Consider the following 22,044-nt stretch of genomic DNA (forward strand, 5'->3'; position numbering starts at 1 on the left):
ACAGGGGCTCTATCAATGAAAGTGCGTGTAACCGTCATGCTGAAGGAAGGTGTGCTGGACCCTCAGGGAAAAGCCATCAGCCATGCCTTGCAGACACTTGGCTTTCCCGGCGTGACAGACGTTCACGTAGGCAAGATTATTGATCTGGATGTGGCTGGCACAGATCGCGCCGCCGTCCAGAAGCAGGCGGAAGACATGGCACGTGATCTGCTGGCTAATCTGGTGATTGAAGATTTCACGGTGGAGGTGCTTGGATGAAACGCCTTGTTCTGATTGCACTTGCCGGGGCCTGTCTCGCTCCTGTTACGGGACACGCCCAGCGTATTTCCCCCATGCAGGCTGGCAATTTTGCCCGCGTGTGCGCCAAACCCGCTGGTGCCAGCGTGTGCGATGCCTACATCACAGGCATGGCAGATGCAGGCGCTCTCTCCAAGATCAATGACCGTAATGAAGGAGATGCCTCGGCTCCGGCAGGGTTCTGTATCCCTCCTTCAGAAAACGCAGCATCCATGCGGTCCAAGGTTATGGGCTGGCTGAAAGCTCATTCTGATAGCCTGTCCAAGCCGGTGGGGGAAAGTGTCTTCCGCGCCCTGCATGACTCCTATCCGTGTAGCGTAAAAAAATGAAATCTGCGATTGTCGTTTTTCCCGGCACCAACCGTGAGCGCGATATGGCAATCGCGCTCAAGCGTGTAACCGGCAAAGCCCCCACTATGCTGTGGCATCGGGATACCGTACTGCCTGATGTTGATCTGGTGGTTCTACCCGGTGGCTTCAGCTACGGTGATTACCTGCGCTGCGGGGCCATGGCCGCACATTCCCCCATCATGGCTGAAATCCGGGCCTTCGCTGAAAAGGGCGGGCACATTCTAGGCGTCTGCAATGGTTTCCAGATTCTAACGGAAACGGGCCTGCTTCCCGGTGCTTTGCTGCGTAACGCCAATTTGCGTTTCCTGTCTCAGGACTGCCATCTCCGAGTTGAACGTGCCGATACACCCTTCACCCACAAATGGGAAAAGGGGGATGTTTTCCGCACGCCTCTGGCGCATGGTGATGGAAACTACACTGCTGACAGCCAGACGCTGGATCGTCTGGAAGGTGAAGGGCTGGTTGCATTCCGGTATGCCGGAGCCAATGGCTCGGTACAAGCCAATGATACTGAAACCAACCCGAATGGTAGCGTGAACAGCATTGCCGGTATCCTGAGCACGAATACACGCATCTGCGGCATGATGCCTCATCCGGAAGACCTTGTTGATCCCCTTATGGGTGGAGAAGATGGTCTGCCGCTGTTTGAAGGTCTGGTGGAGGCTTTTGTCCGGTGAAAAAGACCGTCGATCTTTCTCTGGCTCAGGAATTTGGGCTGACACCTGAAGAATATGACCGTGTTCTCAAGATTATGGGCCGCACGCCCAGCCTGACAGAACTGGGCGTGTTCTCCGTCATGTGGTCCGAACACTGCTCTTACAAATCATCACGTAAGTGGCTCCGGACCCTGCCGACAACAGCCCCTTGGGTCATCCATGGCCCAGGTGAAAATGCTGGTGTGGTCGATATTGGAGAAGGCTATGCCGCCATCTTCAAAATGGAAAGCCACAACCATCCCTCTTTCATTGAGCCTTATCAGGGGGCTGCAACAGGGGTTGGGGGCATTCTGCGAGATGTCTTCACCATGGGCGCACGTCCAGTCGCCAATCTGAACGCGCTGCGCTTTGGTAGTCCGGAAACGCCAAGAACCCGCCAGATTATTGATGGTGTGGTACGGGGTATTGGCGGATACGGTAACTGCGTGGGTGTCCCGACTGTAGGGGGGGAAATCAACTTTCATCCCGCCTATGATGGCAACCCGCTTGTAAACGCCATGACCGTGGGCATTGCCCGCAAGGATCGCATTTTCCTCTCTGCTGCAGCAGGTGTTGGAAATCCGGTTGTGTATGTCGGCTCCCGCACCGGACGAGACGGCATTCATGGCGCCACCATGTCTTCCGCAGAATTTGATGAAAATGCGCTCGCCAAACGCCCCACAGTGCAGGTGGGTGACCCTTTCATTGAAAAGCTGCTGATTGAAGCCTGCCTGGAACTGATGGCGACTGACGCCATTGTGGCCATTCAGGACATGGGCGCGGCAGGGCTGACGTCTTCTTCCGTCGAAATGGCAGGAAAGGGCGGTGTCGGCATTGAACTGGACCTTGATGCCGTACCTCAGCGTGAACCGGGCATGACAGCCTATGAAATGATGCTGTCTGAAAGCCAGGAACGTATGCTGATTGTCCTGCGTCCTGACCGCACGGAAATTGCGCGCAAAATCTTTGAAAAATGGGAACTGGATTTTGCCGTCATCGGTCATTTGACTGATACCGGCCATATTGTCGTCAAGCATAAAGGTGCGGTGGAAGCGGACATTCCGCTTGATCCATTGGCCGAGCAAGCGCCGATCTATGATCGCCCTGCCACGACACCCGTAGCACCGGCTCCTCTTGAAGGCGTTCATGCGCCACTCTCTCTGGACGCCATGCTGCTACGGCTGGTCGGTTCACCTGATCTCGCTTCCCGTGCATGGGTATGGAACCAGTATGACAGCACCGTTGGGGGACAAACGGTCCGCCGCCCCGGCGCCGCTGATGCAGCGATTGTCAAGATAGAAGACACCACACTCGGGCTCGCACTGACAACGGACTGCACACCCCGGTATTGTCAGGCTGATCCCAAAACGGGTGGTGCACAGGCTGTAGCAGAAGCGTGGCGCAACATTACTGCCACCGGTGCTCGTCCTCTGGCAGTCACGGACAACCTGAATTTTGGCAATCCGGAAAAACCAGAAATCATGGGCCAGTTTGTTGCGGCTATCGAAGGAATGGGGGAGGCCTGTCGGGCACTTGATTTCCCGGTCGTCAGCGGCAACGTCTCCCTTTATAATGAGACCCGTCAGCCTGATGGCTCAACCATGTCCATTCTTCCAACGCCGGCAATCGGAGCACTGGGTGTACTGGAGGATGTCTCCAAGGCCATTGGCCTAGGCATGACAGACGGAGCCGCAGTGGTTCTGGTGGGGGAAACACGGGGCGAACTGGGGCAATCCATTTGGCTGCGTGAAATTCTGGGCCGTGAGGAAGGACCACCTCCTCGAGTCGATCTGGCGGCAGAAAAACGTAACGGCGATTTCGTCCGTGCGGAAATCCTGAATGGCACGATCTCAGCCTGTCATGACCTTGCTGATGGCGGCATTCTGGTTGGCGTAGCTGAAATGGTTATGGCCAGCCGCATTGGGTGTGAGCTGGAAAGCCCTGACTCTGGCATCCGGCCGGAAGCCTTCTGGTTTGGTGAAGATCAGGCGCGTTATCTGGTTTGCGTTAGTGACGCCGAAGATTTCTGCGCCCGAGCTGAAAAAGCTGGCGTGCCAGCCAGGCTGATCGGTCGGGCAGGTGGAAGTGATTTGATTTTACCGAGTGGCGTCACAATATCTGCTGCTCGCCTTGCCGTTGCGCATGAAGCCTTTTTTCCGGCTCTGATGGAACGCTGAAGAGACTGCTTAGGAGTGTTACCAATGGCAATGTCTGCCACAGAACTTGAAACTTACATCCGTCAGGCTTTTCCGGATGCTCAGATCAAGATTGATGATCTGGCTGGAGACGGTGATCACTATGCCTGCTCCGTTATCAGTGAAGCGTTCAAGGGGCTCTCCCGCGTAAAGCAGCACCAACTTGTCTATCAGGCGTTGCAAGGTCACATGGGGGGCAAACTGCATGCGCTGGCCCTTCAGACCTCTGCCCCCTGACACAACGGTATCTTTTTTCTCATCCAAGGACGTCAATCATGTCTGAAACAGTCAAACAGCATATTCAGAACGAAATCGACACCAACCCGGTCGTACTGTTCATGAAAGGGGACGCCGATTTCCCGCAGTGCGGGTTCTCTGCGCGTGTTGTACAGATCCTTTCTCACCTTGGTGTGCCCTTCAAGGCCATCAATGTGCTGGCTGACCCGGCCATTCGTCAGGGCATCAAGGATTTCTCCAACTGGCCGACCATCCCCCAGCTTTATGTCAAAGGGGAGTTTATCGGCGGGTGCGATATCGTTATGGAAATGTTCCAGTCTGGTGAGCTTCAGGCTCTCCTCAAGGAAAAAAATATCGCCTGTAACGCTGAATCCTGATTTTTAAGTTGTCAGCTCTTTGGGTAGCTGTGTAGTCTGCCCAAGAGTTTGATGAGGTGAGGAAGCTTTTTTGATGATGCGTCTTCCGTTTGTGCGTTGTGCCTTTGCGTTTGTTGGCCTGAGTGCTGGCTTTGCTGCTGTCAGTTCTTCTGCACATGCAGAACGTATTATTTCAGATCTTGAAGCAAGCAAACTGACTTTTGCTTCCCTGACAGCCCCGCCGCCTGTGGTTCATGTGCGCCGTACGAGCCACACCGTACATCAGGTTGCCAGCAACCATCACGCTTCCAGCCACAACATGGTTCGTCTGGTATCCTATCATCCCAAACATGCTGCGCACGCTGCTCGTCGGCATCGCACCTGAAACAGTCATCAAGAAGTCTCTTCTCTTTTATGACGCATAAAAAAGAGAAGACTTCCTTACGACATTCTATTCTAAAACGCGCATAAGGCAGATTGCTTCTACATCTGCCGGATAATATCTTTTATCCAGACTACCTCATTTTTCTCGTCCACGGTAATGAGGTCAAATCTCAATTCCTCATAATGCCATTCCGGATGATAAGCGAGCAGGCATTCTGCCGCGCGAAACAGTCTTCCCTGTTGAGCCGGAAGAAGACATTCGGCTGCGTCTCTCTGTGTTTTACGTTTCTTTACTTCCACAAAACAGATCATCGCACCCTTGCGCATGACGATATCTATTTCGCCACGTGGCGTTTTTGCTCTTTGCCCTAAAATGATCCATCCTTGCTGAATGCAAAAGGCCTTGACAGTTTCTTCAGCAGAAAGACCATCATTATAAGCCACATAGCCCCGCATCTTGCGAACAGATGAAGCCTGCCCCTGTTGTGGGGGCTTTTTGTAAGTTACTGTGCGCACCGCATCATCCTTTGCAAGGATTTACCCCAGATCATGCCGTTTGATATTCTGCCGCATTTACCTTTGCTGACAGTAACAGTCATACGTTTTGTTCTGGTTACCTCGGTTTCCCTCCATATTCTGCTTACAAAACGGAATACATCTTCTGCAATAGGCTGGATTGGCACCTGTGTCATGATGCCTGCGCTCGGTACTATTTTATACCTCATGTTCGGTATCAACCGCGTGCGCAGACTGGCTAAAAAACTGGTAAGCGGCCGCTCTACCCATCGCTTTCAGGCCATTCAGAACTCGTCATGGAATAGAGAACTGGACGGGCAGTTTGCACCGCTGGCGCTCATGGTGAGCAAACTGACCAGCCGCCCGCTTGTGGGTGGAAATTGCATTTCCTGCCTGCATGATGGAGATGGCGCTTACCCGCACATGCTTGCTGCCATTGATGGCGCAGAAAAAAGCATCTTACTCTGCTCGTATATTTTTCGAAACGATACAATTGGTGGCCAATTTATTGAAAAACTGGCTGCTGCTCAAAAACGCGGCGTGCAGGTACGCGTCCTCGTAGATGGGATTGGAAGTGGCTATTTTATTTCGGGGGTTTATCGCCACCTGAAAAAATTGGGCATACCCTGTGCACGGTTCATGCACTCCATGCTGCCTTGGCGCATGCCGTTTCTCAACCTGCGCAACCATCGTAAAATTCTGGTTGTGGACTGTAAAATCGGGTTCATGGGCGGTTTGAATATTGCCGATGAAAACCTCATTTTACGAAAACCCAAAAATCCCGTTTCCGACACTCACTTCAAGCTTGAAGGACCAGTTGTCCGCCAATTGGCTGAAGCCATGGCCTGGGACTGGTATTTTGCCACGCAGGAAGAACTGGAAGGCGATATCTATTTTTTGGAGCACGAGGGGGAAGGGGAATCCATAGCGCGCATTGTCACCGCCGGGCCGGATACGGACCTTGAGAAAATAGAATATACCATGTTGCAGGCCATCACGCTCGCCCGCAAACAGGTAAGAGTTATGACCCCCTATTTTTTACCTGGGTCACGCCTGCTGTCAGAACTGGCACTGGCCGCACTACGGGGTGTGCAGGTGGATGTCATTATTCCACGCAAAAGTAACCACCCACCGCTGGACTGGGCGTGCTCAGCAAACATCTCCCCACTTCTGGATGCAGGTGTTCGGGTCTGGCTTGTTAATCCGCCCTTCAATCACTCCAAACTGATGGTGGTAGACCGCGCGTGGTCTTGCGTTGGCAGTTCAAACCTGGATATCCGCAGCCTGCGGCTCAATTTTGAAATCAATATGGAAACATATGATGTCACGCTGGCAGGCATACTGGACGATTTCATGATCCGGCACCGCAATCAGCGTCTGACTCACCATGATCTGGATAAACGTCACAAGCTGACCAAGATCAGAGACGCTGCCGCCAGGTTGTTTATGCCTTACCTGTGAGAGGCCTTGGCAAGAGCGCTTATAAGCGGCTTCAGCCGCACAGCTATTGGCCGATGATCTGAGGCGAAGACGGGCAGAACACGGGCGTTAAGGCACGTCATCCCATCCACCAGACAACGATCAATACGAATTGGTAGAAGATCAACCATTTTATGTGTTGGGGCTTTGGGCCCTACATCGTGAAATCCGGGCACCAAAGTTGGGCCAAGCAGGTTGAAGTCTCCCAAAATAGCGCAGGGAGGCGGCATAAGCGCAGCAATACGTCGCAACTGCCGCCGGTTCAACATCTGGCCATGAGAGAGATGAACGTTAGCCAGAGAAAAGGGGCCGTAATCGATAATCTGAGCATGACGCTTCACCACGGCCCCTGAGGGAATGGTGCAGGCACGAGGGGGCCTGGCAAACGGTTTACTGCTCCAGCATGCCACCCCGTGAATTCGGCCCGGTAAAGGGGCGCGTGCGTAATATCCGCCCATGATATCAGGAAGCATATCAATCTCATCAGTTGCTTCCTGCATCAGCAGAATGTCTGGCTGCTCTGTTTCTATCAGAGCCACCACATCATGCACTGTTGCCCCGGTTCTGCGGAGCAAGTTCCAACTGATGATCTTAGTGCTCTCACCATCGACAAAATTCAGGGCAGAACGGACTTGCTGGCGAGGTCTGCCCTCAATGAGACGAAGAAATTGACGCCTCATAAAGGCATGCTCCTTTTATCATCAGACGGCAGAAGCGGGGTCTGCTCCCGCCCTGCAAATTCGACAGTAAGAGTGAAACCGACAGCCAGCAGAATAGGGCCAAGAAATATCCCCAACCCGCCAAAAGCCAGAACCCCGCCTATTACACCCAACACAGTAAGGAGATAAGGAAGCTTGGTGCCCCGTGCAATAAAGAGGGGGCGGATAATGTGATCCGCGCCAGAAATAAAAATGACGCCATACAGAAGCAGCAGAATCCCGCGCCATAAATGGTGATCCGCCATAAGCCACAAGCCTGCAGGCACCCATACCAATGGTGCCCCGACAGGCAATACAGCCAGAAAAGACGCTATCACCCCGAACATGACGGGCTCGGAAAGATGAGCGAACCAGAACCCCAAGCCGGTCAACAACCCCTGAATAATGGCGGTTCCTAAAATACCATAAACAGTACCACGAACAGTCCCGCCGATAATGTGCAGATGCCGCCCCGCGTGAGGTCCCGCCACGCGTGTGACAACAGCAGTCAGTGTATCAGCCAGAGAAGGCCCACTCAGCCAGAAAAAGAACGCGATAAACAGGGCCATCACCAAATGCAGAGCACCATTGGCAACCTGCATGAGCAGCACCAGAAGAGACTGCACAATGTCTCCTGCATACGGACGCAGTTCTGCGCCAATATGATCGACATTATGGGCCAGATGCTCCCATTTTACTGCCAACTCCTGCCCAAACATGGGAAGTTTGACGAGCCACTGGGGAGGCGGTGGCAACTCATGGGGCACACTGAACAGCGCATTCAGCCGATAGGCCCACCGCGGTCCCGCAGAAACCGTTGCGGACGCCAGAAGCGCCAAGGGCAGAACAAAGCAGAAGGTGCAGAGGCCCGCCATGGTCATGCTGGCCGCAAGAGGTTGCATGCGGCGCCGGAGATATTGAAAGACAGGCCACGTGGCATACGTGAGCACCGCAGCCCAAAGCAGGGCGGAGGAAAAAGGAGCCAGAACGATCACACAGCCATAGGCAATACCGCCAAGAAGCAGCCCGAGCATGATACGTTCGATTGTTATGCCTGACCCGTTGATCATCCGACGAGTAAAACACGGAAAGCGCCTTCTGTCTGGCCCTTTTATGCTCATCCCAGATCAGATATGTTAGAGGTGCGGCATGCATCATCATCCACTTTTTCCGGTAGCGTCCTGGCACCTGTCTCCTAAAAATCTCGCGCGCAGGAAGACAACGAATATTACGCCACAAAACGCTGGAAACACTTTACGCTCCTGTTTCCGATGATCCGACTTTACGCATCCGCCTGATCATGCGTTACACTTCCAGCCAACATGATGCAGCGATGGGATGAGAACGGCTGATGTTTCCTCTACTCTCCGTAAAAGAACTGTACGAAACATTGCCCACAGGAGAACTTCGCATCTTTGATGCGACAGCCCTTCTTCCTGGTGACACCTTCAACCCATATGCACGCTTTGAGCAGGCCCATATTCCTGGCAGCCAGTATTTTGATGGTGATGAGTTTTCTGATCCGGAGAGCACTCAACCTCATACTGTTCCCACGCCAGCACGGTTTGGTAAGTTGTTTGGCCGTCTGGGCGTAAAAAATACGGATAGAGTTGTTTTTTACGATCAGGGCAACATCGCCTCTGCCTGTCGGGCCTGGTGGCTAGCACGCTTATTTGGGCATGAATTTGCCTATGTTCTTGATGGCGGCCTGCCCGAATGGCAACGCCATAATTTGCCTGTCGAGCAAGGACCAGCAAAGCCAGTTTCGGCCGAAACTTACCAGCCCCGCCCACACTACGAGCGTCTGAAAGGGCTGGGAGACATGCTGGAATACGTGCAAACGGATACGCCGCGTATTCTTGACGCCCGTTCCGCTGACCGTTTCTATGGCCGCGTTCCCGAACCAAGACCAGGGCTGGCCTCCGGCCATATGCCTGGGGCTCTGAACATCCCGTTCAAGCGGATGCTTGATGACAAAGGATGCTTTCTTCCGCCCCAAACTCTCCGACAAATTTTTCTGGAAGCAGGCATACCGGAAGATCAAGCCGCCGTTACAACATGCGGCTCTGGCATGACAGCAAGCGTGCTCAACGTGGGCCTATGCAGGGCCGGTTTTCCTGACAGCGCATTGTATGATGGATCATGGGCAGAATGGGGTGCAACGCCAGATGCACCCGTAACAAAGGATGCATAAGAGTATGGCTTCAGAGTTTCAGGTTAGTGAAGGATGGGAAAAACTCTCTTCCGCGCTCACACGTCAGGGCCGCCCAGCGCAAAGGGAGGAAGGATCACCTGTCAACCTGCCTTTGACGCGCGGGTCCACCGTTCTGTTTCCCTCTCTGGATGCCATGAACAAGCAGGGACACCGGCGCTATGATCACGAATATATTTACGGTGCCATGGGCACACCTGTGCAACATGAGCTTGAGAAAGTTATTGCCTCTCTAGAAGGCGGCACCGATTGTCAGATCGTCAGTTCCGGCTTAGCCGCGTGCACAACCCCGCTACTGGCGTTTCTGAAAACAGGCGATCACTGTCTTTTACCTGATAGCGTGTATGGCCCCACCCGGCGTTTTGCTGAAACACTCCTCAAGCGTTTTGGTGTTACCACCACCTATTATCCACCCTGCGCAAATGCAGAAACGCTTCAGGGTCTGATGCAACCCAACACACGCGTTCTGTTTGCTGAAAGTCCTGGTAGCCACACGTTTGAAGTGCAGGATATCTCCATGTTGGCCACCATCGCCCATGCAGGGCAGGCTAAGCTCATGCTTGATAACACCTGGGGGTTGGGCATCTTTTCGCCCTTCAAGCACGGAGTGGATATCTCCATCCAGGCTTTGACGAAATATCCCTCCGGCCACTCCGATGTCATTGCAGGAGCGGTTACTGTCAATACGGAGGAAGACTGGCACATCCTCCGGGATGCCGCCATTCAGCTCGGGCAGCTTGCAAGCCCTGACGATTGCTGGCTGACATTGCGCGGTTTACGCACCATGGGGGTTAGGCTGGCACAACAATCCCGTGTCGCCTTCCAGATTGCTCAATGGTTAAAAACTCGTCCCGAAGTCGCGCGTGTTCTGCACCCCGCTCTCCCTGACTGCCCCGGCCACGAGATCTGGAAACGTGACTTCACCGGGGCAGGTAGCCTGTTCGGTGTCGTCCTCAGTTCAGACATAAGCCAAAGCGCCATGGAAACCATGGTTAATTCCCTCAAAATGTTCGGCATCGGAGCATCCTGGGGTGGTTACGAAAGTCTGGTTCTGCCGACATCCGGCGGCATTATTCGGAAGCATCCCGTAGCGGACACCCCTCAAGGTCCTTCATTCCGCTTACAAATTGGGCTGGAGAGCCCCACAGATCTGCAGGATGATCTGGCTCAAGCCTTTGAGGTTCTTAAAAACCCTCGTTAAAAGGCATCTGAAAAATCAGTAGATTGAAGAGAATCAAGATTTTTTGAGTCTGAAAAGGCAGAATGGAAAGCTGGCTATCCGCTCGCCGGGATGAAATTACAATACCTTCAATCCCGAAAATAAGAGCCAGCCCGACCGGACTGCCTTTTTAGACGGCATATGAGATTTAGCTACTCCGCGACACTTTGAAAAAATAGTTTGCCGGCAACCGATAACAGATCAATCCAGCCCGGCACGAAGCCGAAAGGTTGCCGCTTCCGCCACATGAGCAGGCTGGATTTCTTTTTCGCCCGCAAGATCTGCAATTGTCCGTGCCACACGCAAGAGACGGGTATAACCCCGCGCTGAAAAGCGAAACCGCGCCGATATCTTTTGGGCCATGGCCTGCGCCGACGTAGAAAGACAAAGAGCCTCCAACACCGCGTTGGCATTCTTGCGGCCACTCTGGCGGGCATACTGCAATTCACGCGCCATGTTCACGCGTACCGCCACAGTAGCGCTACGTTCACCAGCCTGCTGAGTCATATAATCCAAGGGCGTAAATGGCTGCATGGCAACATGCAGATCAATCCGATCCAGCAGCGGCCCAGATAGGCGGGCAACGTAATCTTCTCCACACCGAGGCGCTTTGCGGCATTCCCGCTCGGCATCTCCCAAATATCCGCAACGGCAGGGATTCATGGCCGCGATAAGCTGGAAGCGGGCAGGGTAGGTAACATGGGCAGCCGCACGGGCAATACTGACACGACCTGTTTCCAGAGGTTGACGCAACGCCTCAAGAGCCGCCCGCGAGAATTCAGGCAATTCATCCAAAAACAGCACGCCATGGTCAGCGAGACTGATTTCTCCCGGTCTGGCTCGCGCTCCGCCGCCAATCAAGGCGGGTTGACTGGCGGAATGATGAGGGTCCCGATAAGGCGGCCGACGGAGAGGCCGACCATCTTTCAACAATCCCGCCGCACTATATATACGTGAGACTTCCAGGCTTTCCTGTGGTGTCAAATCAGGCAACAAACCGGGCAGCCGCGCAGCCAACATGGATTTTCCTGCACCCGGTGGTCCCGATAAAAGAAGGGAATGGCCCCCCGCCGCTGCAATTTCCAGCGCCCGGCGACCCGTTTCCATCCCCTTGATATCTGCCAGATCAGGAACGGTTTCTTCTAGACCAAGCTGTTTAATCGCCAATACTGGTGGCGTAAGAACCTGCAACCCATTGAAATGATTGATCAGACTAAGCAGATCTGGGGAAGCAAGTACGGCGATATCGCCGCCACAAAGAGCTTCCTGAGCCTGAGAGGCAGGGCACACAAGCCCTAATTCCATGGACGCTGCCTCAATGGAGGCAGAAAGCACACCCGCTACAGGATTAAGAGAACCATCGAGAGACAATTCTCCCAGCGCAGCAAAGCGGGTAACGTCTTCAAACGGTATGACCTCCATCGCACTCAAGAGAGCAAGCGCTATAGGGAGATCAAAATGTGACCCTTCTTTGGGAATATCCGCCGGGACAAGATTTACCACAATCCGCTTGGCGGGCAGGGCGAGGCCGATAGATGTAAAAGAGGCACGGACACGCTCCCGAGCCTCTCCAACAGCCTTGTCAGGTAACCCCACAATCAGAAAAGCAGGCAATCCAGAGGAGATCTGGACTTCAACCCAGACGGGTCGCGCCTCTATGCCTGAAAAAGCAAAACTCCGAATGCGGGAGTTGATCATTCCCGCACTCTCAACACCGAACTCACGCGCCTTTGTAGATCAAACGCGCACGAATTGTGCCTTCAAGTTCACGCAAGGCCTTCAAAATCCGATCATCAAGATCGGTATTTTTCCCAGTGTCCGCCTCAACCACCACATACCCGATTTCTCCGTCAGTCTGGAGGAACTGAGCTGTAACGTTGCAGGTTTCGCGCAAGAAAATTTCATTCAGGCGCATCATCATGCCCGGCACGTTATGGTGCACATGCATAAACCGCGTTCCGCGTGGGCTCTGCGGCAACTGCACGCCTGGGAAATTCACCGCCCCAAACGTCGAGCCGACATCAGAATACTCAACAAGCTTGCGCGCCACTTCCACGCCAATCCGTTCCTGAGCCTCGGCTGTGGAACCCCCGATGTGAGGGGTAAGGATCACGTTATCCACGCCCTGAAGAGGGGTTTCAAGGCGATCATTCGGACCTTTTGGCTCCTTGGGATACACATCAATAGCGGCACCCAGCAGATGACCGTCCTTGAGCGCCTCGGCCAGAGCATCAAGATCCACAACGTTCCCGCGAGCGTTATTGATCAGGAAAGAGCCTTTTTTCATGGCTCGGATCTGATCTGCACCCATCAGGTTTTTGGTGGACGGCAGTTGCGGCACATGCAGGCTGACAACATCACTTTCAGCCAGCAGTTCTTCCAACGTGTCTACAGATCCCGCATTGCCATGGCCAAGCTTATCGACCACATCAAAATAGATCACACGCATACCGAAGGCTTCCGCCAGAACGGAAAGCTGTGACCCGATGGAGCCATAACCAACAATACCGAGTGTCTTGCCTCTTACTTCCCAGCTATTGCTGGCAGATTTCTTCCATGTACCAACATGGCATTCGGTAGAACGTGGAAAAATGCGGCGCATGAGCATGACAATCTCGCCCATGACCAGTTCGGCTACAGACCGCGTGTTGCTATACGGTGCGTTGAAAACGGGAATACCGTTCATGCGGGCCGTATCAAGGTCAACCTGATTGGTGCCGATGCAAAAACACCCGATGGCAACCAGCCGATCTGCACCTTCTATGACCTCTTTGGTCAACTGTGTGCGTGAACGGATGCCAACAATATGCACACCTTCCAATGCCTTTTTCAGGGCATCGCCCTCAAGCGCGCCTTTGTGGCGCGTGACGTTCTCATACCCACTGGCTTTGAGCAATGCGACGGCACTGTCGTGAATGCCCTCAAGCAGCAGAATGCGGATCTTGTCCTTGGGAAGGGACAGTTGCGTGCTCATGCGGAATAACCATACCTGTTGTGCCGATGCGCAGGCCTATCGCAAATTGCGGCAAATTCATAGATCCTGCGGCATATAACTTCAGTTAACCCTGACCTTCACGGACTGGGCGCGAGTGCCCGAACGGCCTCGGCATGAAGGGAAATGTCTCCCACAGCCAAAACGGTCCTGTCCCCATCAGCATGCAAAGGAGAACCGTTCCACGCCGTTATTCTGCCGCCCGCGCCCTCAACTATGGGCACCAGTGCTGCCCAGTCCCATGGGTTCATGTCACATTCAGCTATGATATCAATCTGCCCCAACGCCAGAAGACCATATGCATAGCAGTCTCCTCCCCATGTCATGCGTTTGACCCGTTTTTTAAGGGTCTTCCATCCGTCATGCGGGGCGCTTTCCAGCATTTCAGGAGACGTGCATGACAGTTCTGCCTGAGCCAGTTCTTTACAGGCACGGGTACCTGCCTGCCCTCCGAGAGGGGAAATAAAACGCGTCGGCTGCCCTGCCAGCCCAATCCATCGCTCCTGAGTGACCGGTTGGTCGATCATACCCAACACCGGCACCCCGTCTTTCAGAAGAGCAATCAGCGTTCCGAACATCGGCCGACCCGTCACGAACGAACGCGTGCCATCCACAGGGTCAAGCAGCCATCTGTAAGAAGCACTTTCATTTTCCAGCCCGAATTCTTCTCCAAATACGCCATGGTCAGGCAGACGTTCCGCCAGAATAGCCCGCATCACGCGTTCCGCAGTCCGATCTGCCAGCGTCACCGGGCTTTGGTCCGCTTTATCAATCACAGCCAGAGAAGAACGAAACCAAGGACGCACCACGCATCGCGCCGCATCGGCCATCATGGTAGCAACATTCAGAAAAGGGGTCAGATCATCTACGGTCATGGGAAGCCTTGAAGAAAGGAATGATCTATTCAGCCAATCTGTGCAGATAGGCTATGATATCCGCACGTTGCTCCGGTGATGAGATCCCGACAAACGACATCCGGGTTCCGGGAGCAAAGCGGGCAGGGGAAGTCAACCAGTCTGACAGGGCCTGATCCGACCAGACATGCTCTTTCTGCGCAAGAAGCGCGGACGAATACGCATATCCCGCAGCAGTCGCTATTGGTCTACCCGCAACACTAGCAAGGTTGGGACCCACACCATCAGCGGCCGCACTGACAAGCGCGTGACAACTTGAACAGATCTGACGCGCAAGTTCTTCACCACGGTCAGCATCAGCATGCGCCATGTAAGGTGCGATAGACACATTTTCCGCGCCCGGTACGGAAAAGGCTGGCTTGACAGGGACATTGGCTGGCACAAAGCCTGAGGCTACCGCGCTACAGATCCAGGCCACAGCAATACTCAGCAACCCGGCAGCGGCAGCCTTGTTGAGAAACACGCTATCCATCTGGGCGCTGCTTCCTCCAGTTGCGTTTGGCCTGCGGCTTTCCTAAACTACGCGCCGCTTCGTGTGAAGCATCTCACCGTGCTGGATATGCAGCACCGTTTCCACAATGTTTCCAAGGCTATATTCCGTGCCGAATGACAGAGCAAGCTGATGGTTTCTCCGCTTGTTATTATTCCCGCAAGACTTGCGTCCACCCGCCTGCCGGGCAAACCGCTCGCTGATATTGCAGGCAAACCCATGATCGTGCGGGTTATGGAAGCAGCTTTAGCCGCTGACATCGGACCAGTGATCGTCGCGGCCGCAGATCAGGCTATTTGTGATGCTGTGCAGGATGCTGGAGGAAACGCTGTTCTGACCAACCCTGCGTTACCGTCTGGCTCAGACAGGATTTGGGAGGCAGCCCAACTGGTTGATGCTCACGGCAAGCATGATCTCATTATCAACCTGCAAGGTGACTTGCCGACTTTTCCGCCATCCTCTCTCAGGGCCATCCTGAAACCATTGAAAAAGCCGGAGTTCGATATCGCGACCCTCGTGGCTCCTGTTCTGTCAGAGGAAGAAAAACTGGCATCTTCCGTGGTCAAGGTCGCGTGCGATTTCCCGGTAGATGCCATTTCGGCCCCGGCATTATATTTTTCGCGCCTTCCTCTTCCATGGGGCGAAGGGCCGCTCTGGCATCATGTTGGGGTCTATGGCTGGCGCCGTGACGCTCTCCAGCGGTTTGTCAGCCTGCCAGAATCTGGGTTGGAAAAGCGTGAAAAGCTGGAACAGCTTCGCGCACTTGAAGCTGGGATGCGTATCGGGTGCGCGAAAATTGACATAGCGCCCTTTGGCGTAGATACCCCAGCAGACCTTGAACGCGCCCGACAGGCCTTCGGAGCATAATCAAAGACATGACCAAAAAGGTTATCGCCTTTCAGGGCAGACCCGGCGCCTATTCCGATCTGGCATGCCGCACCGCCAAGCCCGGCTGGCAAACGCTACCGTGCAAAACATTTGCGGAAGCGATTGAGGCTGTACACAAAGGTGACGCTGAACTGGCCATGCTGGCGTGCGAAAATAGTCTGGCTGGCCGCGTGCCGGACATTCATTCGCTCCTGCCCAATTCAGGCCTCTATATTGTGGGAGAGCACTTCCAGCGCGTGGAGCATTGCCTTCTTGGTGTGCCGGGAACCCGCATTGAAGATGTGAAACGCGTTCACACCCATCCTGTTGCCATGGGCCAGATCAGCACCCTGCTAAAAACCCATAATTTCACGCCTGTCGTTGAGTTTGACACAGCCGGGGCGGCAGAGTTGGTCGCATTGTGGAAAAAACCCGAGGAAGCAGCGGTCGCATCAGAACTGGCGGGGCAATTGAACGGGCTGCAAATTCTGCAGAGAAACGTTGAAGATGCAAAGCACAACACAACGCGCTTCTATATTGCATCCCGCTCCGAACAGCGCCCGTCACCCGGTACGCCTGACAATATGACAACGGTCATTTTCAGCGTCAAAAATATCCCGGGCGCGCTTTACAAGGTTCTGGGAGGGTTTGCCACCAGTGGAGTCAACATGACCCGGCTAGAAAGCTACATGACTGGCGGTAGCTTTGCCGCGACCCGCTTTCTGTTGGATGTGGAGGGCCACCCTGAAGATGCCACCCTTGGCAAAGCGTTAGCTGAACTTGATTTCTTCTCCGAAAACGCCAAAATCCTTGGTGTTTACAAGCAGTCGCCCTTCCGGCGGCAAATGTCAGGCCGTCCCCCTGAAGAACCGTCTTCAGGATGCGCAGACGCCATTGCAGGATAGACGACAGCCCATGTCAGATACATTGTTTACCGGCTCCATCACCGCCCTCATTACCCCTATGAACCGCGATGGCAGTCTGGATTTCACATCTTTCGAAAATCTGGTGAACTGGCAGATAGAGGAAGGTACGTCCGCGCTTTGCGCGATGGGCACAACAGGCGAAAGCCCGACTCTCTCCCACTCCGAACACCATGCTGTGGTTGAGCGGACAATCAAGGTTTCCGGCGGTCGTGTACCCGTCATTGCAGGGGCAGGGTCGAACAGCACGTCTGAAGCAATTGATCTGGCAAAACATGCAGAACAGGCAGGGGCCGCAGCCGCTCTCGTCGTAACGCCGTATTACAACAAACCCACGCAGGAAGGGCTTTATCGCCATTTCATGGCCATTGCAGATGCCATTTCCATTCCTGTGGTGCTGTATAATATTCCGGGTCGCTCCGTTGTGGACATCAACGTTGACACAATGGCTCGGCTCGCCAAACATGCCAATATCATTGGCGTGAAAGACGCAACCGCAAATCTGCTCCGTCCCTTGCAAGTGCGCCGCGCCATTACCAAACGGTTCAACCAGCTTTCTGGAGAAGACGGCACAGCAGTTGCATTTCTGGGAGCGGGGGGAGATGGCTGCATCAGCGTAACCTCTAATGTTGCCCCATCTCTATGTGCTGCTGTACAGAAGGCTTGGCAGGAAGGGCGTGCGGCTGATGCAATTGCGGCTCAGGACAAACTGCTTCCCCTGCATGACGCTCTCTTCTGCGAAAGCAATCCTGGCCCGGTAAAATATGCCGCCAGCCTGCTTGGTCTGGCAGGAGAAACCACACGCTTGCCGCTTGCCCCCTTGACGGAAGCGTCGCGTCGGCTTGTCCGCTCTGCGCTTGTTGATGTTGGGCTGCTCGACTAATGGCTCAAAAACCGCGCAAAAATACCATGATATCCCATGGTATTGCTGCCCAGAATCGCAAGGGTCGCTTCAATTACGCCATTAAGGAAACCATTGAAGCAGGGCTTGTTCTTAAAGGAGCGGAAGTCAAAAGCCTGCGTCTTGGCCGCGCCATGATTACCGAAGCCTATGCAGGCGAACGTAATGGTGAGCTCTGGCTCTTCAACAGTTACATTCCTGAATATCAGGGGGGAGTTCTTTCTCGATTTGACACACGAGCCCCCCGCAAGCTCCTCATGCATCGGAAACAGATCGAAAAATATCTTGGGGCTATTGCACGGGAAGGAGCTACTCTGGTGCCACTTGACATCCATTTCAACAACCGTGGTGTTGCCAAAGTAACGCTCGGCCTTGGGGAAGGGAAAAAGAATGTCGATAAACGCCACGCCATCGCAGAACGAGACTGGCAACGCGATAAAGCACGCCTAATGCGCAACAAAGGGCGAGGGGACTACTAAGCGCACTTTTGCCTTTTCGATTTTTCCTCACCACCTTCATACAAAAAAACCCCGCTAAAAGCGGGGTTTCTCGTTTTCTGCCAAAACAGAAATTATCAGGCCGGGTCGATCTGAGCGGCTTCTGGGCCTTTCTGACCCTGAACCACTTTCACATTTGCCGTCTGACCTTCGTTGAGGCTGGAAAGACCGGAACGCTCAAGAGCAGAAGCGTGAACAAAAATGTCCTTGCCACCACCATCAGGCGTGATGAAACCAAAACCCTTGGTTGCATTGTACCATTTGACAGTCCCGCGAATTTCTTCTGCGAAAGACATATCAGGAGCAGGGCGCGGAGCGCGAGCGAAACCGCCGCTACGAGGCGCGCCACCAAAGCCACCGCCTGCTGAACGCGGACGTTCCGGCTGAGCCGTGCTTTCGTCAACAGAGATCACTTCCGCGACCTGACGACCTTTAGGGCCCTGGCCAATACGCACAACCAGCGTCGCACCCGGGCTTACGCCTTCGTGACCAATCTGGGAAAGAGCGTTGGCATGCAGGAACACATCGCCTGAACCATCAGCCAGTTCAACAAAGCCGTAGCCTTTTTCACTGTTGAACCATTTGACAGTCGCTCCGATTTCCGGACCGGAAGCGATAACCTGCGGGCCACCAGCACCGCCACCAGCGGGTCTACGCGGAGCGAAGCCACCACGGTCTGCACCAAAAGAGGGGCGTTCGCCATAAGAAGGCGTTGACATAAAATCGTCGTCAAATCCGCCGCGGCGCGGAGAGCGAGAGCTGCGGTCGGTCCTGTTACTTCTCAACGGTCTTGATCCTGGAGCATGGAGAAAGCCAAGCCTTCTCCAGATATTGAAAAATGGGCAGATTGCCTGAACTGGTTGACGCAATGCCCGCAAACGAGCAAAACCCTGTCCCATTCCATAAGCACTGCAACCACACCCGGTATTTTTCTAGCATACCGTCTGTAGCGTAGCTATAGGAAAGCATGAAACGAGCGCGCGTTTCATCCCTTTTCGTACCTATAACAATTTTGTGATACCCGCATGAATACGCCTGCTCCGCAGACACCCTTCATGTGTGCCATGCGCGGAGAAATCAGGGTTTCTTGTTGGGACGCTATCAATTAAAGAAAATAAAGATTACATCTGCGCCTGCAGAGTGAGAGGAAAAATATGTCTGCTGTCGTAAAACTGCCCCGCGTCCGGCATATAGCTGCCACAACACTTCTTTTGGCAGGCGGCGCTCTCGGCTCCCTATCAACAGCAGAAGCGACTCCTCTACAGGACAAGCAGGGCACATGGACCCTTCAAGGGGAAAATGATGCTGTTTCCACCCTGAAATCTACATCTGACCAGTACTATACTAGTGGTCTCCGGTTGAACTGGACGTCCGGCACAGACACACTCCCAACCCCTATAGCCGCCATCAGCAAAGCTATCTGGGGGGAAGGTGTGCAGCGCATCAGCATGGGCCTGCAACAGATGATCTTCACGCCGCGCGATACGCAGTCGCCCAGCCCGTGGGCACCCGGGCAAGCACAGACCAGCCTTCTGCGTGACCGGCCTTATGCCAGTGTTCTGTTGGGCACCATTAACCTTATTAGTGATACGGATACGTCCCGCAGCGTATTCGGCATTCAGGTCGGGGTGATGGGACCTGCAGGGTTGGGGCGGCAGCTTCAGAATGGCTTTCACGGCGCCATTGGCGACACAAAAAACCAGGGCTGGAGTCACCAGCTCCAAAACCAACCTATTTTTCAGGTGCAAGGCGGACGGACGTGGCGCTTACCGCTCGTCAAGGTAGTCGGCATTGAAATGGACATGCTACCATCTGCCGACGCCGCTATTGGTGACTATCAAATTTATGGGCGCATTGGCGACATGATCCGGATAGGGCAGGGCCTTAATAGTGACTTTGGCATTCCGACCATTGGTGGGTCAGGCACGGACGGAACAGATGCCTACAAAGCGACACGCCCCTTTGCCTGGTATTTCTTCGGCGGCGTAACCGGGGAGGCTGTCGGCTACGATGCCACTCTCCAAGGCAATACAATGCGCAGCAATTCCCTGCACGTGAACAAAAAATGGGACGTCGGAGAAATTCACGCCGGGCTTGCCATCATGTTTTATGGGCTGCGTGTTTCTTACAGTCAGGTCTGGCAGACTCAGCAGTTTGATGGCGCAAAATCAGGCCTCTTTAACTACGGCTCTCTGATGGTGTCTGCCAAATTCTAAACGATCAGCCTAAAAAATAAGCAATCGCTCAAAAAATAGGATGATATTTTTCGCATCTGACTAGATTTTGTGGTTTTTGCGCAACTTTAGGAACTTTCTGCCTCATTCTGAGGCGTTGCCCTTCGTTTTATGTTGGCGTGACAGAAAGGACCATTTTACAGTCAATACCAGAAGCCCTCTGGTGTTTGATGGGAATGGAAAAGTCTGATGCTGCACATGAACGAAACACCGTCCGTCTGTAAAATCATTCCGTTTCAGATGGAAATTTTGTCACGGCACCGGGAGTATCTCTCCCGCTGGGTTGAAGCCGGACTCCCTATGGGCGTTTGTGATGCAGATGTATTTTCCGCATCCCAGCGCCAGCCCGGCCTTTCATCTGAATATGTGGTTATCTGGGTTCGTGAAACACCAGATCCGGCATACAAGGTTTTTTCCCGGGGAAACCGATGGATTGTTGTCGATGCCATTCGCGAGCATCAACTTGGACAATTCAGTTCTTTTGCCGACGCTCTCAACATGGTGCGTCCGGTTCTTCCCCGTCCGGAAAAAATTGTAGCAGCCTGATAGCAGCGCATTTGTTACAAAACACGCTCACTGCACTTCCTTTACGGTAGCTGCCAGAAGAGAATGCCCGTGTATTTACTCCAATGAGTTCCACGGGCCTATTGCACATATATTATATTATCGGCGTTCCGAGCTTTTCAGTGGCGCTGTGTAATGTGCATTTTCTGCTCTTATCTCACTTTACGGGGCAGATACTTCATTTCAGGGATTGCGCATTAGCGTCTCTCCTGCTGCAAGGAGCAGGAGAAAGACATGCGTGCTCGACCTGAAGGAAGATGATATGACGACCATTACTCTCGCCCATCCTGATAGCACAGTCCATGAGGCGACAGCGGCGGCAATCATCCGGGTTCTCGAAGCAAACGACGTTGAACCAGAAATTGTGGTCGGGCCTAAAGCCGCACTTGGTCAGATGCTCAGCAATGGGGAGGTGGATCTTTACATCTCTGCTTGGCTGCCTGATCTGGATTCTGATCTTTTGACCTCGGGCGTAACGCCGTTAGGGCATCTGTTCAATCCGGGGGCATGCTGCTGCATTTCGCAAGAAGAAACAGCCATCACCTCCCTTGAGCATGTTGCTCAGACTACGCCGGACGACCTATCCCGAACCATTATTACGCCTGCCTCTTTGCAGCAGCAGGTTGAGCATATGATCAGCGCTTACGCTCTGGCGGAAGCGGGTTTTGCGCCAGAGATTATGGAAGATGAGCAAGCATTGGCTTCGCTTTCCCATAAGCTGGGAACACAGGAACGCATCCTTATGCCTTTGATGCAGCCCTGCTTTCTATTCCACCAAGGTGGCTTCCGCATCCTGACCGACCCTAAAAATGGAATGGGAAAAGAAATGGATGCGCGCATGCTTCTGCGCCCAGGCCTGGCAGAAGAACTTGACCGAGACCTCCTGGACGAACTGGATGAACTGATGCTGAGCGCCAAAGTGATCAGCGCCATGGATTACGCCATGCGCACGGAAGGCCTGACAGCTGACGAAGCCGCGGAATCCTGGCAACGGGGCAAACTGCTTCCGCGCTAAAGGAGGCTG

25 protein-coding genes are annotated in these 22,044 nt (G+C 53.8%); 17 read left to right on the forward strand and 8 right to left on the reverse strand.

Features of this window, described 5'->3' with window-relative positions; translation table 11 throughout:
* Positions 1 to 15 precede the first annotated feature (15 nt).
* From purS to ASN_RS17060, 7 genes are all read left to right on the forward strand, one after another.
* The gene (gene purS, locus ASN_RS17030) at positions 16 to 258 is read left to right on the forward strand and encodes a phosphoribosylformylglycinamidine synthase subunit PurS (RefSeq protein ID WP_006559581.1); all 243 of its coding nucleotides are present in this window, start codon (positions 16 to 18) and stop codon (positions 256 to 258) included.
* Complete coding sequence (locus ASN_RS17035; protein WP_006559582.1) at positions 255 to 626, forward strand: Rap1a/Tai family immunity protein; 372 nt, start codon at positions 255 to 257, stop codon at positions 624 to 626. Before purS ends, ASN_RS17035 begins: the two co-directional genes overlap by 4 nt.
* Positions 623 to 1,324 (forward strand): phosphoribosylformylglycinamidine synthase subunit PurQ, encoded by a 702-nt coding sequence (purQ, locus tag ASN_RS17040; protein WP_006559583.1) that lies wholly within the window; start codon positions 623 to 625, stop codon positions 1,322 to 1,324. Before ASN_RS17035 ends, purQ begins: the two co-directional genes overlap by 4 nt.
* Positions 1,321 to 3,519 carry a phosphoribosylformylglycinamidine synthase subunit PurL gene (purL, locus tag ASN_RS17045; protein WP_058988924.1) on the forward strand — a complete coding sequence of 733 codons (2,199 nt, stop codon included), beginning with the start codon at positions 1,321 to 1,323 and terminating at the stop codon, positions 3,517 to 3,519. Before purQ ends, purL begins: the two co-directional genes overlap by 4 nt.
* A gap of 24 nt (positions 3,520 to 3,543) precedes the next feature.
* Entirely contained in the window at positions 3,544 to 3,774 is a 231-nt protein-coding gene (locus ASN_RS17050) for a BolA/IbaG family iron-sulfur metabolism protein (protein ID WP_058988925.1), read from the forward strand.
* 38 nt (positions 3,775 to 3,812) lie between these two features.
* Positions 3,813 to 4,151: a Grx4 family monothiol glutaredoxin gene (gene grxD / locus ASN_RS17055; RefSeq protein WP_006559586.1), complete on the forward strand. Its 339-nt coding sequence runs from the start codon at positions 3,813 to 3,815 to the stop codon at positions 4,149 to 4,151.
* Between the two features lie 73 nt (positions 4,152 to 4,224).
* A complete protein-coding gene (locus ASN_RS17060; RefSeq protein WP_006559587.1) occupies positions 4,225 to 4,515 on the forward strand; it encodes a hypothetical protein in 291 nt (96 codons plus the stop codon).
* A gap of 98 nt (positions 4,516 to 4,613) precedes the next feature.
* Here the strand turns inward: ASN_RS17060 and ASN_RS17065 are convergent, their stop codons facing one another.
* On the reverse strand, positions 4,614 to 4,958 hold the full coding sequence (locus ASN_RS17065) for a YraN family protein (RefSeq protein ID WP_157765208.1): 345 nt from the start codon (positions 4,956 to 4,958) through the stop codon (positions 4,614 to 4,616).
* Positions 4,959 to 5,063: 105 nt separating this feature from the next.
* Here ASN_RS17065 and cls point away from each other — a divergent pair, with 105 nt between their 5' ends.
* The gene (cls, locus tag ASN_RS17070; protein WP_039905144.1) at positions 5,064 to 6,491 is read left to right on the forward strand and encodes a cardiolipin synthase; all 1,428 of its coding nucleotides are present in this window, start codon (positions 5,064 to 5,066) and stop codon (positions 6,489 to 6,491) included.
* On the opposite strand, the gene ASN_RS17075 is transcribed toward cls, so the two are convergent.
* Positions 6,482 to 7,189, reverse strand: a complete 708-nt coding sequence (locus tag ASN_RS17075) for an endonuclease/exonuclease/phosphatase family protein (protein ID WP_058988927.1) — start codon at positions 7,187 to 7,189, stop codon at positions 6,482 to 6,484. The genes cls and ASN_RS17075 overlap by 10 nt on opposite strands.
* Positions 7,186 to 8,277, reverse strand: coding sequence for an AI-2E family transporter (locus ASN_RS17080; RefSeq protein WP_058988928.1), 1,092 nt, complete (start codon positions 8,275 to 8,277; stop codon positions 7,186 to 7,188). Before ASN_RS17080 ends, ASN_RS17075 begins: the two co-directional genes overlap by 4 nt.
* Before the next feature lie 281 nt (positions 8,278 to 8,558).
* Between ASN_RS17080 and ASN_RS17085 the strand changes: the two genes are divergently transcribed.
* Positions 8,559 to 9,401: a sulfurtransferase gene (locus tag ASN_RS17085; RefSeq protein ID WP_082666754.1), complete on the forward strand. Its 843-nt coding sequence runs from the start codon at positions 8,559 to 8,561 to the stop codon at positions 9,399 to 9,401.
* 4 nt (positions 9,402 to 9,405) lie between these two features.
* Positions 9,406 to 10,620 (forward strand): cystathionine beta-lyase, encoded by a 1,215-nt coding sequence (gene metC, locus ASN_RS17090; protein ID WP_058988930.1) that lies wholly within the window; start codon positions 9,406 to 9,408, stop codon positions 10,618 to 10,620.
* Positions 10,621 to 10,839: 219 nt separating this feature from the next.
* Here the strand turns inward: metC and ASN_RS17095 are convergent, their stop codons facing one another.
* The 4 genes from ASN_RS17095 to ASN_RS17110 all read right to left on the reverse strand — a co-directional run bounded on the left by ASN_RS17095 (position 10,840) and on the right by ASN_RS17110 (position 15,016).
* Positions 10,840 to 12,336 (reverse strand): YifB family Mg chelatase-like AAA ATPase, encoded by a 1,497-nt coding sequence (locus ASN_RS17095; protein WP_058988931.1) that lies wholly within the window; start codon positions 12,334 to 12,336, stop codon positions 10,840 to 10,842.
* A gap of 22 nt (positions 12,337 to 12,358) precedes the next feature.
* Positions 12,359 to 13,612, reverse strand: a complete 1,254-nt coding sequence (gene serA, locus ASN_RS17100; RefSeq protein WP_058988932.1) for a phosphoglycerate dehydrogenase — start codon at positions 13,610 to 13,612, stop codon at positions 12,359 to 12,361.
* Between the two features lie 98 nt (positions 13,613 to 13,710).
* Positions 13,711 to 14,505 (reverse strand): inositol monophosphatase family protein, encoded by a 795-nt coding sequence (locus tag ASN_RS17105; RefSeq protein ID WP_058988933.1) that lies wholly within the window; start codon positions 14,503 to 14,505, stop codon positions 13,711 to 13,713.
* A gap of 25 nt (positions 14,506 to 14,530) precedes the next feature.
* Positions 14,531 to 15,016: a c-type cytochrome gene (locus ASN_RS17110; RefSeq protein WP_058988934.1), complete on the reverse strand. Its 486-nt coding sequence runs from the start codon at positions 15,014 to 15,016 to the stop codon at positions 14,531 to 14,533.
* Positions 15,017 to 15,166: 150 nt separating this feature from the next.
* Between ASN_RS17110 and ASN_RS17115 the strand changes: the two genes are divergently transcribed.
* From ASN_RS17115 to smpB, 4 genes are read left to right on the forward strand one after another with little or no spacing between them, the layout of a single operon-like run.
* Positions 15,167 to 15,901, forward strand: a complete 735-nt coding sequence (locus tag ASN_RS17115; protein WP_058988935.1) for a 3-deoxy-manno-octulosonate cytidylyltransferase — start codon at positions 15,167 to 15,169, stop codon at positions 15,899 to 15,901.
* Between the two features lie 8 nt (positions 15,902 to 15,909).
* A complete protein-coding gene (locus ASN_RS17120; protein WP_058988936.1) occupies positions 15,910 to 16,806 on the forward strand; it encodes a prephenate dehydratase in 897 nt (298 codons plus the stop codon).
* 10 nt (positions 16,807 to 16,816) lie between these two features.
* Positions 16,817 to 17,707 carry a 4-hydroxy-tetrahydrodipicolinate synthase gene (gene dapA, locus ASN_RS17125; RefSeq protein ID WP_058988937.1) on the forward strand — a complete coding sequence of 297 codons (891 nt, stop codon included), beginning with the start codon at positions 16,817 to 16,819 and terminating at the stop codon, positions 17,705 to 17,707.
* Positions 17,707 to 18,204 carry an SsrA-binding protein SmpB gene (gene smpB / locus ASN_RS17130; RefSeq protein ID WP_058988938.1) on the forward strand — a complete coding sequence of 166 codons (498 nt, stop codon included), beginning with the start codon at positions 17,707 to 17,709 and terminating at the stop codon, positions 18,202 to 18,204. Before dapA ends, smpB begins: the two co-directional genes overlap by 1 nt.
* A 95-nt stretch (positions 18,205 to 18,299) precedes the next feature.
* Here the strand turns inward: smpB and ASN_RS20450 are convergent, their stop codons facing one another.
* Positions 18,300 to 19,007, reverse strand: coding sequence for a cold-shock protein (locus tag ASN_RS20450; protein WP_081473529.1), 708 nt, complete (start codon positions 19,005 to 19,007; stop codon positions 18,300 to 18,302).
* Between the two features lie 369 nt (positions 19,008 to 19,376).
* Here ASN_RS20450 and ASN_RS17140 point away from each other — a divergent pair, with 369 nt between their 5' ends.
* From ASN_RS17140 to ASN_RS17150, 3 genes are all read left to right on the forward strand, one after another.
* Positions 19,377 to 20,438 (forward strand): lipid A deacylase LpxR family protein, encoded by a 1,062-nt coding sequence (locus tag ASN_RS17140; RefSeq protein WP_006557898.1) that lies wholly within the window; start codon positions 19,377 to 19,379, stop codon positions 20,436 to 20,438.
* 207 nt (positions 20,439 to 20,645) lie between these two features.
* Positions 20,646 to 21,002 carry a hypothetical protein gene (locus tag ASN_RS17145; protein ID WP_006557899.1) on the forward strand — a complete coding sequence of 119 codons (357 nt, stop codon included), beginning with the start codon at positions 20,646 to 20,648 and terminating at the stop codon, positions 21,000 to 21,002.
* A gap of 280 nt (positions 21,003 to 21,282) precedes the next feature.
* A complete protein-coding gene (locus ASN_RS17150; protein ID WP_039903694.1) occupies positions 21,283 to 22,035 on the forward strand; it encodes a glycine betaine ABC transporter substrate-binding protein in 753 nt (250 codons plus the stop codon).
* Positions 22,036 to 22,044 lie beyond the last annotated feature (9 nt).

Origin of the sequence: Acetobacter senegalensis (assembly GCF_001499615.1) — a bacterium.
Classification (GTDB): Bacteria; Pseudomonadota; Alphaproteobacteria; order Acetobacterales; family Acetobacteraceae; genus Acetobacter; species Acetobacter senegalensis.

What these genes read in the sequence shown, in the direction of transcription:
- ASN_RS17120 (WP_058988936.1), top strand. Translation starts at nt 15,910, where the DNA reads ATGACCAAAAAGGTTATCGCCTTTCAGGGCAGACCCGGCGCCTATTCC.
- ASN_RS17095 (WP_058988931.1), bottom strand. Translation starts at nt 12,336, where the DNA reads ATGATCAACTCCCGCATTCGGAGTTTTGCTTTTTCAGGCATAGAGGCG.
- smpB (WP_058988938.1), top strand. Translation starts at nt 17,707, where the DNA reads ATGGCTCAAAAACCGCGCAAAAATACCATGATATCCCATGGTATTGCT.
- ASN_RS17060 (WP_006559587.1), top strand. Translation starts at nt 4,225, where the DNA reads ATGATGCGTCTTCCGTTTGTGCGTTGTGCCTTTGCGTTTGTTGGCCTG.
- ASN_RS17105 (WP_058988933.1), bottom strand. Translation starts at nt 14,505, where the DNA reads ATGACCGTAGATGATCTGACCCCTTTTCTGAATGTTGCTACCATGATG.
- purQ (WP_006559583.1), top strand. Translation starts at nt 623, where the DNA reads ATGAAATCTGCGATTGTCGTTTTTCCCGGCACCAACCGTGAGCGCGAT.
- ASN_RS17080 (WP_058988928.1), bottom strand. Translation starts at nt 8,277, where the DNA reads ATGATCAACGGGTCAGGCATAACAATCGAACGTATCATGCTCGGGCTG.
- ASN_RS17035 (WP_006559582.1), top strand. Translation starts at nt 255, where the DNA reads ATGAAACGCCTTGTTCTGATTGCACTTGCCGGGGCCTGTCTCGCTCCT.
- dapA (WP_058988937.1), top strand. Translation starts at nt 16,817, where the DNA reads ATGTCAGATACATTGTTTACCGGCTCCATCACCGCCCTCATTACCCCT.
- grxD (WP_006559586.1), top strand. Translation starts at nt 3,813, where the DNA reads ATGTCTGAAACAGTCAAACAGCATATTCAGAACGAAATCGACACCAAC.
- ASN_RS17050 (WP_058988925.1), top strand. Translation starts at nt 3,544, where the DNA reads ATGGCAATGTCTGCCACAGAACTTGAAACTTACATCCGTCAGGCTTTT.
- ASN_RS17075 (WP_058988927.1), bottom strand. Translation starts at nt 7,189, where the DNA reads ATGAGGCGTCAATTTCTTCGTCTCATTGAGGGCAGACCTCGCCAGCAA.
- ASN_RS17145 (WP_006557899.1), top strand. Translation starts at nt 20,646, where the DNA reads ATGCTGCACATGAACGAAACACCGTCCGTCTGTAAAATCATTCCGTTT.
- ASN_RS17150 (WP_039903694.1), top strand. Translation starts at nt 21,283, where the DNA reads ATGACGACCATTACTCTCGCCCATCCTGATAGCACAGTCCATGAGGCG.
- ASN_RS17115 (WP_058988935.1), top strand. Translation starts at nt 15,167, where the DNA reads ATGGTTTCTCCGCTTGTTATTATTCCCGCAAGACTTGCGTCCACCCGC.
- purS (WP_006559581.1), top strand. Translation starts at nt 16, where the DNA reads ATGAAAGTGCGTGTAACCGTCATGCTGAAGGAAGGTGTGCTGGACCCT.
- ASN_RS17140 (WP_006557898.1), top strand. Translation starts at nt 19,377, where the DNA reads ATGTCTGCTGTCGTAAAACTGCCCCGCGTCCGGCATATAGCTGCCACA.
- cls (WP_039905144.1), top strand. Translation starts at nt 5,064, where the DNA reads ATGCCGTTTGATATTCTGCCGCATTTACCTTTGCTGACAGTAACAGTC.
- metC (WP_058988930.1), top strand. Translation starts at nt 9,406, where the DNA reads ATGGCTTCAGAGTTTCAGGTTAGTGAAGGATGGGAAAAACTCTCTTCC.
- ASN_RS17085 (WP_082666754.1), top strand. Translation starts at nt 8,559, where the DNA reads ATGTTTCCTCTACTCTCCGTAAAAGAACTGTACGAAACATTGCCCACA.
- serA (WP_058988932.1), bottom strand. Translation starts at nt 13,612, where the DNA reads ATGAGCACGCAACTGTCCCTTCCCAAGGACAAGATCCGCATTCTGCTG.
- ASN_RS17110 (WP_058988934.1), bottom strand. Translation starts at nt 15,016, where the DNA reads ATGGATAGCGTGTTTCTCAACAAGGCTGCCGCTGCCGGGTTGCTGAGT.